Source organism: candidate division WOR-3 bacterium (genome assembly GCA_039801725.1).
Taxonomy (GTDB): Bacteria; Hydrothermota; Tepidihabitantia; order Tepidihabitantales; family DTDR01; genus DTDR01.
On sequence record JBDRVE010000033.1, the window covers coordinates 1 to 11,283 of the forward strand.

Below are 11,283 nucleotides of genomic sequence, written 5' to 3' on the forward strand. Positions count from 1 at the left end.
GTATTTATTCTTGCCTTTTATTTCTTATTAAGTTTTGAATAATTATTTAAAAATTTTATATTTTACATTCTATAATTTATTTCGTTAATTAATTTTAAAAGTTATATTATAGAGAATAGACAATTTTATTAGAAACCCTTTCGGTAGTTTGACAGAAGATAAATTTTTATTATAATAATATTCTTAAAATGTTTAATTTTTTAGCAAAAAATCGGATTAAAAAGTTTTCATTTCAGGGCGGAGTACATCCAAAAGAAAATAAGCATTTTACGGAGAATTGTCCTATAGAGAAATTGCCTTTGCCAAAAATTGTCTATATACCTTTATCCCAACATACCGGTAAACCAGCAAAACCTCTTTTGAATATTGGTGATAAAGTTAAAACTGGACAACTTATTGGTGAAGCCGATGGCAGGATTTCCGCAAATATCCATTCTTCTATATCAGGAACAGTAAAAGATTTAAAGGAATTACCCCATCCCCTAACTTTCTCCAGAGTTTTGACTTATATTATTGAAAGTGATGGCGAAGATATTTGGGATGAAGATATTAAAAAAGATTTTGAAGAAAAAGATTTTAGTAGCGATGAGATTATTGAGAAAGTTCATAAAGCAGGAATTGTTGGACTTGGTGGCGCTGCCTTTCCGACAGCAGTAAAATTATCGCCACCAAAAGATAAAGTTATTGACACGCTTATTATTAATGGCTGTGAATGTGAGCCCTATTTAACTAATGATTATCGCTTAATGATTGAAAAACCAAAAGAGATAATTCTGGGTGCTTTGCTATTAAAAAAGGCATTGGAGAAGAATAGCCAAAATATTAGATTAATCTTTGGTATTGAAGATAATAAAGAAAAGGCAATAGAGATTTTTAATTCTTATAAGAAGGATTATAATTTTGAAGTTTATACTTTAAGAACAAAATATCCCCAAGGAGCGGAAAAGCAGTTAATAAAGGCAATATTGAAAAGAGAAGTACCAAGTGGCGGTCTTCCTTTTGATGTGGGCGTTGTCGTTCAGAATGTGAGTACTGCTTATGCTTGTTACGAAGCCTGTTATTTTGATAAACCATTATTTGAAAGGGTGATTACTGTTTCTGGAAATGGAATCAAGGAAAAAAAGAATTTGCTTGTCCGGATTGGCACACCAATAAAAGATATTGTTGAATATTGTGGTGGTTATGTTGGTGAGATAAAGAAGATAATTTTTGGTGGTCCAATAATGGGAATTGCCATCTATTCAGAAAATATGCCTGTTGTCAAGGGAACTACGGGAATTCTTTTCTTTAATGAAAAAGATGTTATTTTAGAGAAAGAGAAAGATTGTATTCGTTGTGGTCGCTGTGTTGAAGCCTGTCCAATGGGACTTTTGCCTTGTGAATTACATAAATTTATTAAAAGAAGAGAGTTTGAAAAGGCAAAAGAATATTCTCTTTTAGATTGTATTGAATGTGGTTCTTGTGCCTTTGCCTGTCCAGCAAGAATAAAACTTGTTCAATCTTTTAAATTTGGTAAACAAGAGATTATAAAAAGGGAAAGAAAATGAACGAAAAATTGATTGTTTCAGTTTCTCCCCATATAAAAAGTGATGTTTCAGTTGATAAGATAATGTGGAGTGTTGTTTGGGCATTAATTCCGGCAGCAATTGGTGCTGGCTATTTCTTTGGGATAAAAGCAATAATTCTTATAATCCTTTCAGTAATTACTGCCTTAATTAGTGAATATCTCTATAACCTCATTTTTAAAAGAGAAATTTCTATATTTGATGGTAGTGCGGTAATTACTGGCATACTTCTTGCCTTTAATTTACCACCAAATGTTCCTTTCTTTATTCCGATAATTGGTTCTTTCTTTGCGATTGTTGTTGTTAAGCAACTTTTTGGTGGTTTAGGATATAATTTCTTAAATCCGGCATTGGCGGCAAGAGCCTTTTTAGTTGTCTCTTTTCCCCAAACAATGAGTGCCTCTTATATTGCTCCTTATTATGGAACAATAAGTGGTTTTGATGCGATAACCCAAGCAACACCACTAACTGCTATCAGAAATACGAAAATAATGGGTACACCACAGGATTTAGAAATTTTATTAAATAAGGCAACAAGTTGGGAAAGTTTAAAAAATCTATTTATTGGTAATGTTGGTGGTTGTTTGGGCGAAACCTCTGCTCTATTATTATTGATTGGTGCTATCTATCTTTTAATAAAAAAATATATTGATTATCGGATTCCTTTAAGTTATATTTTAACCTGCTTTATCTTATCCCTTTTTATTCTGCCGATAAAAAGGTTTCCCAATTATCATATTTTCCAAATTATTTCCGGTGGACTCATCCTTGGTGCCTTTTTTATGGCAACCGACTATGTGACTTCACCAATCACTAAAAAGGGAAGAATAATTTTTGGTATTGGTTGTGGTATTTTAACAATGTTAATTAGACATTTCGGTGGTTATCCGGAGGGTGTCTCTTTTTCTATTTTATTAATGAATGTGGCAACTCCACTAATTGAAAGATATACAAAACCAAGGGTTTTTGGCAAGAGGTAGTTATGAGACAGATATTAGTATTAACTTCCGTTTGTGTTGTTAGTGCTTTACTTTTAAGTTATGTTTATCTCTTTACTATACCAAAAATAAAAGAGCATAAAGAGAAATTTTTTACCTCTGCCTTATCAGAGATTTTTCCTAATATGGGTGGTTATAAAGAAGTTGTTAAGGATAGTTGTTATCAAATTTTATCAGAAGATAAAACAAAGATTATTGGCTTGGTTTTCCGAACTGGTGAGAAAGGTTACGGTGGAATTATTGAGATGTTCGTGGGGATTGATACCTTAGAAAAGGTCTGTGGCTTAAAGATTGCTTCGCCAGCCGAAGGATTAAAAGAGACACCTGGTTTAGGATTGAAAATCAGGGAAGATAAATTTAAAAACCAATTTTTAGGAAAGATAAAAGAGCAAATAAAGTTAAAAAAAGAAGGTGGTGAAATTGAAGCAATCACTGCGGCAACAATATCTTCTAAGGCGGTTTGTGATGGTATTAGAAAGGGGATTGAAAAATATAAAAAATATTTAAAAGAAGAATGAGGTTTAAATATTTTTGGAATGGAATTATTTTAGAAAATCCAGTATTAATCTTAATGATTGGCTTATGCCCTACCTTAGCAACCTCAATTTCCGCACGCGATGCCTTGGGAATGGGAATTGCTGCTTCTTTTGTCTTGATCTTTTCTAATATCTTTGTTTCGGCAATAAGAAAGATTGTGCCTGACAATATTAGAATACCAGTTTTTATTATCATCATCTCAACTTTTGTTACTATTGTTGATTACATCTTACAGGCTTACGAGCCGAATATGTATAAAGTTCTTGGTGTTTTTGTACCTTTAATTGTTGTCAATTGCATTATCTTGGGAAGAGCCGAAGCCTTTGCCTATCGTTATGGAATATTTGATTCTTTCCTTGATGGTTTAGGAAAATCAGTTGGTTTCACTTTGGTTATCTTCATTATGGGAACAATAAGAGAAATCTTAGCCCAAGGAACCTTTTTTGGAATGAAGGTAATGCCTGATGCCTATATCAATAACTCTTTATTATTTATGATATTTCCACCTGGCGGATTCTTATTGATTGGAATTTTAAAGGCAATCGTGAATAAATTATTTTTAAATAAATAAAGATTATGAATATCTCACCCGCAAAAGTATTTTTTGCCAGTTTTTTAGTCCAGAATATTTTATTAATGCGTTATATTGGTCTTTGTCCTTTCTTTGGTGTCTCCACAAGGATTTCTACCTCTTTTGGTATGGGACTGGCAGTTATTTTTGTAATGCTTTTAGCAACACTTATTACCTATCCGATTTACCATTTCTTTTTAGTGCCCTTAAATTTAGAATTCTTAAGAACTGCCTCTTTTATCTTAGTAATTGCCAGTTTAGTTCAATTTGTTGAGATGTTTTTAAAAAAGAGTTATCGCCAATTATACAATGCCTTAGGAATTTATCTACCATTAATTACTACTAATTGTGCGATTTTAGGAACAACCTTTTTGGTAATTGATTATCGTTTCCATTTATTGAATACAATAATCTTTGCCTTAGGAACCGGATTAGGTTTTATGTTAGTTATCATTCTTTTTGCGGCAATTAGAGAGAAATTGGATTATGCTCCGATTTCTCCTTCCTTTAAAGGTTATCCGATTGCCTTTATTGCTGCCAGTTTAGTATCTTTAGCCTTTTTAGGTTTTGCTAATCTATTTGGTGCTTCCTTATGATTATTATTTCTATTTTACTTTTAGGTATTTTAGGAATTTTGATGGCAACAATTTTAACAATTGCCCATAAAAAATTGGCGGTATCGGTAGATGAAAAAGTGGCCTTATTAACCAAGGTTTTACCAAATGCCAATTGTGGTGCCTGTGGTTATGCTGGTTGCGAGAATTATGCTGAAGCAATTGTTAAAGGAGAAGCCGAACCCAATCGCTGTACAGTAGGTGGCAGAGAAGTAGCAGAAAAGATTGGTGAAATTTTAGGAATAAAAGTCGAAGCAAAAGAGAAAATGGTTGCGGTATTAACCTGCCAAGGTGGCATTGAAGAATGTAAGGAAAGATTTATTTATGATGGTCATTTAGATTGTAAAGAAGCAAATATTATCCACCAAGGAATGAAAGCCTGCTTTTTTGGATGTTTAGGATTAGGAACCTGCGTTAATGTTTGTCCTTTTGGAGCAATAAAGATGGATGAAAAGAAAAGGCTGCCGGTAATTGATGAAAATAAATGTACCGGTTGTGGTATTTGTGTAAAAGAATGTCCTAAAGGAGTCTTAAAACTTATTCCCAAATCAAAACTTGTCTATCTTGCGTGCGTTTCGCCGGATAAAGGAAGAGAAGTAAGAGAAATTTGTAAGGTTGGCTGTTTTGCTTGCGGAATATGTATCAAAGTCTGTCCTTATGATGCCTTAAAAATGGAAAATAATTTACCGGTTATGGATTTTGAGAAATGTATTGACTGTGGCATCTGCTATCAAAAATGCCCAACAAAATCCTATGTTGATAAAGTAAAAAAAAGACCTTATGCTTTAATTGATACCACTTGTAATGGCTGTGGTGAATGTGTGAAAGTTTGTCAATTTAAAGCAATTGAAGGAAAACCAGGAGAAAGACATAAAGTAATAATCGAGAAATGTGTTGGTTGCGGCGAATGCTTCCGGATTTGCCCAATCAAAGCAATCACCATGGTTGGTGCTTTAGGTTATACAAAAAAAGAAGTATGAAAAAATGTTTTCTTTGTAATAAGAGAATACCTAAAAGATTTTGTCTTTATTATCAAAATGATATTTGTTCCCTTTGTTGTGGCGAAAAAAGAAGGGAAGAAATTATTTGTCCAAAAGATTGCTCTTATTTAAAAAGTGCTCAAACCCATTTAAAGGAAAAACTTAATATTCCTTTTTTAAATTATGAAGAAGATTTTAATAAAAATTTAAGAAAGCAACTGATTAATTTAAAAAATACGCGACTGCGCGATTTAAAAGAAGAAGAAATACTAGAAATAATAGAAATTTTAATAGAAAAAATAAGATTAGAAACCAAAAACCTAATTTATGAACCAAAGATTATCGATATCAGAAAACAACTGATATACGAAACATTAGAAAGTTTAATTAAAAATCATCTTAATGGTCAAGAAAATTACAAGAAATATACAAAAGAATATATTCTTACGCTCCTGAAATTAGAAGAAAAGATTATCAACAATTTAAAAGAAAAAGAAGAAAGTTACTTTAAAATATTTTCTTTATTATCTTAATTATTTTTTCTTGTGACGCATCATCTTCCTTCTCTTCTTATACCAATGTCTTTTTACTTTCTTTAATTTTCTCTTTCTTCCACAAGGCATACTAACCTCCTACTTTTAATGTTTCTTTAAAGATTTTTGATGCTCGAAATACTGGTACCCTTCTTGGCGGCAGACTTACTGGTTCATTAGTCTTTGGATTTCGAGCAATTTTTGGTCTTCTCAATTTGGTATTAAAAATACCAAAACCACGCAATTCAATTCGGTTGCCTTCTGCCAAGTTATCGATTATCTTGTCTAAAAATTTTTGGATAATCTCTGCCACATCTTTTTTAGAAACTCTTGGTGAAATTTCTCTTGTAATTTCTTCAACAATTTGTTGTTTTGTTATTGTCATAACCCCCTCCTTCCCTTATTTACAACTTCCACAGCTTGTGGCGCGACAACTACTACATCCTTTGCTACCCACATTTTTTTCTAATCCTTGGGTAGCAAAGACCGAAAATCTTTTTTCTAATTCCCTGCTACCACAAGCTGGGCACTTAACCCCTTCCTCCTTATTTAAAACCAATTCCTCAAACTCTTTTTTACATTTTAAACAAAGATATTCGTATATTGGCATAAATAATTATAACATAAAAACTTATAAAAGTCAAGAGTTAAATTTCTTGATATTTTTTATTATATTTTTTATAATTCCCTTATGGAAAAAGAAAAGAAAAAGGTCGTTAAAATTTTTGCTTTTGCTTCTTTTTTAAATGATTTGGGTTCGGATATTATCTATCCTTTATGGCCCTTGTTTATCAAAAGTTTAAAAGCAAATATGGTTGCCTTAGGTTTAGTTGATGGAATTGGCGATGCAGTAGTCTCTTTATCTTCTTTCTTTTCCGGCTATTTAGCTGATAGGATAAAAAAAAGAAAGATATTTGTTTGGCTTGGTTATCTTTTTGGTTCTTTATCAAGAATTGGCTATGCCTTAGCAAAATTCTGGCCTATACTTATTCCTTTAAAAATCCTTGACCGAGCAGGGAAAATCCGTCAGGCGCCAAGAGACGCAATAATTGCCGATATCTCTACCGACAGCGACCGGGGAAGAAACTTTGGCTTTTTAAGAGCAATGGATAATTTCGGAGCGGTATGCGGAATTATCATCGCTATCCTCTTTTTTAAACTCCTTGGCTTTAGGAAACTATTTTTCCTTGCTGCCTTGCCTTCCTTAATCGGTGCCTTTTTAATAATCCTTTTTATCAAAGAGAGAAAAATAGAAAGAAAAAAAGAAGGCAAAATTTTAGATTTCTCTTTCAAATTTTTTGATAGAAACTATTATCTCTATCTTTTTTCTTCTTCCCTATTTTCTCTATCTTATTTCTCTTATTCCTTTCTTTTGATATATGCTAATAATTTTGGTTTTAGAGAAACTTCTATCCCCTTATTTTATCTTATTTTTACTTTAACTGCTTCTTTATTTTCTCTTCCTTTTGGCAAACTTGCTGATAAAACTTCAAGAAAATTTACTCTATTTTTGGGTTATCTTTTTTGGCTTATTACAATTTTCGGATTTATCTATCTAAAATCAAAATCTTTATTATTTTTCATTTTCTTATTTTATGGATTAAATAAGGCAGCATTAGAACCAAGTCAAAAGGCTTTGGTTTCTGAATTATCACCAATAGATTTTCGCGCAACCGGTATTGGATTTTTTCAAATGATAAATGGAATAATTGCCCTCCTCTCTTCTTTTATTGCTGGTATTTTATGGGAAATATTTAATATGAAAGCTCCTTTTTATTTTTCTTTTCTTTTAACGATTTTGGCAACAATTATTTTATTGTTTGTAAAAGAAAAGCGTCACTTAATATAAATAATCTTCTTTTTTATCTTTTCATTCTCTTGCGTAATGATAATATAGTAAATTCCGTTAGGTAATTTCCTCTGCCAGTTTTTCTCAATCTTGCCTTCAAAAATCTTCTTACCAGTAATTTCATAAATAGTTAATTTCAAATTATCTTTTGGATTTAAAAGAAACTTCCCTTTTTGAATTGTTGGAATAGTTTTTGGATTTATCTTTTTAACAAGAGAAATATATTCTTTTACTCCAATATAACCGATAGTATCGGTAGTAAATTTAACTGCCCGACCAGCAACAATCGGAGCACAAGCACGATGATAAGTATTATTATACAAAGCATTTATACCAATCGTATTTGTTTGGTCTTCAATGCCAACCGTATTCGATATATAATTATTGGCAGTAAGATATTGGAAAACTATCTCATTATCACCAGTATAAGTCCTCACTGTTGTATCATAAATGACTATCTGAAACTTGTCCCATTGCTCTCTTGGATTATAATAATGAACACTATCCCATTCCAAAATCATCCGGTGATTTAAGGTATCATAATAGAACCAAATACCATTACCCGTCGGTGGATATAAATCATCCCAATTAACACATATCATCGCACTCGGATTTGTTGATGTCGGGTCAGGTAATGGTTGATTGGTATAAACTGTTGAAGTTGTATAGACAGGCGTAATCCAACCATTGCCACAAACTGATAATTGACCAGTATATAAAGTACCATAATATCTAAATGGGAATGGTAAATTAATTTGGATTGTCTGATCATCCTGAGTTATTGGCAACTGCACACCAACATTTCTTATCTCAATCCATTCAAATTCTGGACATTCAATATAAAAAGTATCAACATTATCATATGCCCAATATCTCGGGGGTCTTCTTGGACCATCAGGAATTGGATCAGTAACGAAACCCATCTCGCCAACAATAATTTCAAAAGGCTTAACAAACTCCCAACTTTGAGAATGGATAATCAATGTGCAAGAAACAGGATATTCTCTTGGTACCGAAGCATCTGTATAAACTTTGTATTTATCAAAAGTATTATATTTTATACTATCTTTTAAAATTGTATCGTAACTTCCAAAAGAATCTAAAATTATAAATCTGGGATCAGCCGATTTTAAGATAGCATACACATTGTAACCATTTCCTAAGCCAATGTTTTTAATTCCAATAGCAATATAGGCAGTTTCTCCTGGATCAAGTTTTCTATTATTATTTCCACCGGGGGTTGAATCCCAAACAATTATTCCCATTGGTGAGAGTATTGGTGCGCCAATTTTAATGTTTAAAGGACTTACCCAAGTTGATTCCAAGGTATCAACAATTACTAATTCTATTGGTAAAACATATCCATTAGTACAAGCTGGGGAAACAACAAGATTGAAACCATCTTCACCAGTAAAAGCAGAATCGTTAGGCAAAATTGTTCCAAAATATTTAACTGAATCATAAAAAACAACATTCGTATCAGGTCTTGTATGACGAATAATACCCTTTACTCCTTCCAAGGGATAATTGCTAAAACTTTTTATCCAGATAGGCATTTCACAAGACTCACCAGGATTTAAAATTCCGTCACCATTGCCTAAAGGTGGGGTATCAATTATTATATGCCTCTGATACATTGCACCGGAAGGAATTGGTTGGGCAAGAGTAGCTAAGGTGGCTACCATACATTTAATAACTTGTGTTAAGAATAAAGTATCAAATTCCGGAGCGGTAATTCTATCTCTTGTTGAATGATAATTAGGCGAAAAATTACCTTCATGAACCATTATTGCTTCAAAACCACGAGAATAATAAGAATAATGGTCAGAATTAGCTGGTGCGGTATTACTCCTGCCAATTCTTAAACCAATGTTATATCTCTGATTACAAACTATAAAAGTATCACCCATTGCAATTGAACCAATCCGATTTCCATTGTAAACGGTTACCGAATCTCGATTTGTCATTTCCGTGGCAATCATATCGCCATTAATAACTCCTAAAAGCGAATCTCTTCTTTGTCTAATTGACTCGGCATGAGCAGCACTGCCATATAATCCTTGTTCTTCCGCATTCCAGCCAATAAATTTAATTGAGTATTTAAAAGGATAACGACTAAGATATTTTGCCGCAATTAGTGCCGCAACGGTACCCGAAGCATTATCATCGGCACCCGGTGCATAAACCGAAGATTGTTCGGAAACACAATCCATATGACCGCCAATAATCCAATATTTATGTGGATAAACCAAACCTCTTTTTGTAGCAACAATATTGCTTTCCGAACGAAAAGGATGAAAATTAATAGAATCTAAATTGAATTCCTGAAATCTTTCATAAAGATAAAAGAGAGCTGACGAATTTTTTGGCGAATAAGTATAACGAGTTTTTATAGTATCCTCTCGCCCCCTAATTATTACCGGAACTTCTCCACTTAGTTCCCTTATAAATTGGGCGATTTCGCTGGGTGTAATACGGTCAATAATCTGACGAATTATCGGATTTTCCTTTCCATAATTTTTAGGAAAATAAACCGACATCTCATACTCTTCAGGAATAACAACAGGCATCATAGAAACGTGGGCAATCTCGAATCCCAAAGATGATAAAAAGTTAGCCTTTTCCTCATCAATGTTCACAAGAAAAGCACTTCTCTCTTCTAATAAAATTTCTCCATATCTTCGAATAATTTCTCTGGCATCAGATTTTTCTAAATAGGAAGAAGGATAAACAATATAAAGTTCGCCCTTCTTTAAAGGAAAAGAAGATAAAGGAGAGTATGGAAAATTTAATAAATTGATTTTATCTGCCGATATTATACCGATAATAGAATTATCAAAAAAAGCAATAGGGATTACTGGTGATTCTTTTACCTGTTTTACATAAGAAAACGGAATTCTTACAAGAAATTCCTGGGAAAAACTAAAACCACTTACTATTAATAAACTAATGATAAAAAACTTTCTCATCTCCTTTCCTCACGTTATTTATTTTATATAGATAATTTTTTTAATAATAGTCTCGTTATTGGTTTTTATCCGGATAGTGTAAATACCTGTTCCTAATTTTTTGCCTTTTTTATCTTTGAAATCCAAAATCAACATTGAACCTTTTAAATTGAATTCTCTTATCTTCCTTCCGAAAACATCAAAGATTGTAATTTGAGCTTCTTCATAAGGCAAATTAATTTTTAATATCTTTTGAGGATTGGCAACAATTATTTGTTTCTTTTTATTTTCCAGTGTCTTAGCAAATTCCTTAATTCCAATATAACCGATAGTATCGGTAGTAAATTTAATTGCCCGACCAGCAACAATCGGAGCACAAGCACGATGATAAGTATTATTATACAAAGCATTTATACCAATCGTATTTGTTTGGTCTTCAATGCCAACAGTATTTGATGTATAATTATTGGCAGTAAGATATTGGAAAACTATCTCATTATCACCAGTATAAGTCCTCACTGTTGTATCATAAATGATTATCTGAAACTTGTCCCAAGAAGCTCTTGGATTATAATAATGAACACTATCCCATTCCAAAATCATCCGGTGATTTAAGGTATCATAATAGAACCAAATACCATTACCCGTCGGTGGATATAAATCATCCCAATTAACACATATCATCGCA

12 protein-coding genes are annotated in these 11,283 nt (G+C 32.4%); 8 read left to right on the top strand and 4 right to left on the bottom strand.

Annotated features, from left to right (window positions below; translation table 11 throughout):
• The first annotated feature begins 188 nt into the window (after positions 1-188).
• The 7 genes from rsxC to ABIK75_06715 are packed head-to-tail and all read left to right on the top strand — an operon-like array spanning position 189 to position 5,798.
• On the top strand, positions 189-1,547 hold the full coding sequence (gene rsxC, locus ABIK75_06685) for an electron transport complex subunit RsxC (GenBank protein MEO0090768.1): 1,359 nt from the start codon (positions 189-191) through the stop codon (positions 1,545-1,547).
• Positions 1,544-2,545 (top strand): RnfABCDGE type electron transport complex subunit D, encoded by a 1,002-nt coding sequence (locus tag ABIK75_06690; protein ID MEO0090769.1) that lies wholly within the window; start codon positions 1,544-1,546, stop codon positions 2,543-2,545. The genes rsxC and ABIK75_06690 overlap by 4 nt, the downstream gene beginning before the upstream one ends.
• A gap of 2 nt (positions 2,546-2,547) precedes the next feature.
• Entirely contained in the window at positions 2,548-3,081 is a 534-nt protein-coding gene (locus ABIK75_06695) for an FMN-binding protein (GenBank protein MEO0090770.1), read from the top strand.
• Positions 3,078-3,671, top strand: a complete 594-nt coding sequence (locus ABIK75_06700) for an RnfABCDGE type electron transport complex subunit E (protein ID MEO0090771.1) — start codon at positions 3,078-3,080, stop codon at positions 3,669-3,671. Before ABIK75_06695 ends, ABIK75_06700 begins: the two co-directional genes overlap by 4 nt.
• Before the next feature lie 5 nt (positions 3,672-3,676).
• Entirely contained in the window at positions 3,677-4,267 is a 591-nt protein-coding gene (locus ABIK75_06705) for an Rnf-Nqr domain containing protein (GenBank protein MEO0090772.1), read from the top strand.
• Positions 4,264-5,265: an RnfABCDGE type electron transport complex subunit B gene (locus ABIK75_06710; GenBank protein ID MEO0090773.1), complete on the top strand. Its 1,002-nt coding sequence runs from the start codon at positions 4,264-4,266 to the stop codon at positions 5,263-5,265. The genes ABIK75_06705 and ABIK75_06710 overlap by 4 nt, the downstream gene beginning before the upstream one ends.
• A complete protein-coding gene (locus tag ABIK75_06715; GenBank protein MEO0090774.1) occupies positions 5,262-5,798 on the top strand; it encodes a hypothetical protein in 537 nt (178 codons plus the stop codon). Before ABIK75_06710 ends, ABIK75_06715 begins: the two co-directional genes overlap by 4 nt.
• A gap of 91 nt (positions 5,799-5,889) precedes the next feature.
• Here the strand turns inward: ABIK75_06715 and ABIK75_06720 are convergent, their stop codons facing one another.
• Together ABIK75_06720 and ABIK75_06725 are read right to left on the bottom strand one after the other, a co-directional pair.
• Positions 5,890-6,183: an HU family DNA-binding protein gene (locus ABIK75_06720; GenBank protein ID MEO0090775.1), complete on the bottom strand. Its 294-nt coding sequence runs from the start codon at positions 6,181-6,183 to the stop codon at positions 5,890-5,892.
• A gap of 15 nt (positions 6,184-6,198) precedes the next feature.
• On the bottom strand, positions 6,199-6,408 hold the full coding sequence (locus ABIK75_06725; protein ID MEO0090776.1) for a zinc ribbon domain-containing protein: 210 nt from the start codon (positions 6,406-6,408) through the stop codon (positions 6,199-6,201).
• An 81-nt stretch (positions 6,409-6,489) separates the two neighbouring features.
• Here ABIK75_06725 and ABIK75_06730 point away from each other — a divergent pair, with 81 nt between their 5' ends.
• Positions 6,490-7,647 carry an MFS transporter gene (locus ABIK75_06730; protein ID MEO0090777.1) on the top strand — a complete coding sequence of 386 codons (1,158 nt, stop codon included), beginning with the start codon at positions 6,490-6,492 and terminating at the stop codon, positions 7,645-7,647.
• Here the strand turns inward: ABIK75_06730 and ABIK75_06735 are convergent.
• Together ABIK75_06735 and ABIK75_06740 are read right to left on the bottom strand one after the other, a co-directional pair.
• Entirely contained in the window at positions 7,635-10,616 is a 2,982-nt protein-coding gene (locus ABIK75_06735; protein MEO0090778.1) for a M20/M25/M40 family metallo-hydrolase, read from the bottom strand. The genes ABIK75_06730 and ABIK75_06735 overlap by 13 nt on opposite strands.
• A gap of 18 nt (positions 10,617-10,634) precedes the next feature.
• Positions 10,635-11,283, bottom strand: a 649-nt coding sequence (locus ABIK75_06740) for a T9SS type A sorting domain-containing protein (GenBank protein MEO0090779.1), incomplete at its 5' end; no start/stop codon positions are given.

What these genes read in the sequence shown, in the direction of transcription:
- rsxC (MEO0090768.1), top strand. Translation starts at nt 189, where the DNA reads ATGTTTAATTTTTTAGCAAAAAATCGGATTAAAAAGTTTTCATTTCAG.
- ABIK75_06690 (MEO0090769.1), top strand. Translation starts at nt 1,544, where the DNA reads ATGAACGAAAAATTGATTGTTTCAGTTTCTCCCCATATAAAAAGTGAT.
- ABIK75_06695 (MEO0090770.1), top strand. Translation starts at nt 2,548, where the DNA reads ATGAGACAGATATTAGTATTAACTTCCGTTTGTGTTGTTAGTGCTTTA.
- ABIK75_06700 (MEO0090771.1), top strand. Translation starts at nt 3,078, where the DNA reads ATGAGGTTTAAATATTTTTGGAATGGAATTATTTTAGAAAATCCAGTA.
- ABIK75_06705 (MEO0090772.1), top strand. Translation starts at nt 3,677, where the DNA reads ATGAATATCTCACCCGCAAAAGTATTTTTTGCCAGTTTTTTAGTCCAG.
- ABIK75_06710 (MEO0090773.1), top strand. Translation starts at nt 4,264, where the DNA reads ATGATTATTATTTCTATTTTACTTTTAGGTATTTTAGGAATTTTGATG.
- ABIK75_06715 (MEO0090774.1), top strand. Translation starts at nt 5,262, where the DNA reads ATGAAAAAATGTTTTCTTTGTAATAAGAGAATACCTAAAAGATTTTGT.
- ABIK75_06720 (MEO0090775.1), bottom strand. Translation starts at nt 6,183, where the DNA reads ATGACAATAACAAAACAACAAATTGTTGAAGAAATTACAAGAGAAATT.
- ABIK75_06725 (MEO0090776.1), bottom strand. Translation starts at nt 6,408, where the DNA reads ATGCCAATATACGAATATCTTTGTTTAAAATGTAAAAAAGAGTTTGAG.
- ABIK75_06730 (MEO0090777.1), top strand. Translation starts at nt 6,490, where the DNA reads ATGGAAAAAGAAAAGAAAAAGGTCGTTAAAATTTTTGCTTTTGCTTCT.
- ABIK75_06735 (MEO0090778.1), bottom strand. Translation starts at nt 10,616, where the DNA reads ATGAGAAAGTTTTTTATCATTAGTTTATTAATAGTAAGTGGTTTTAGT.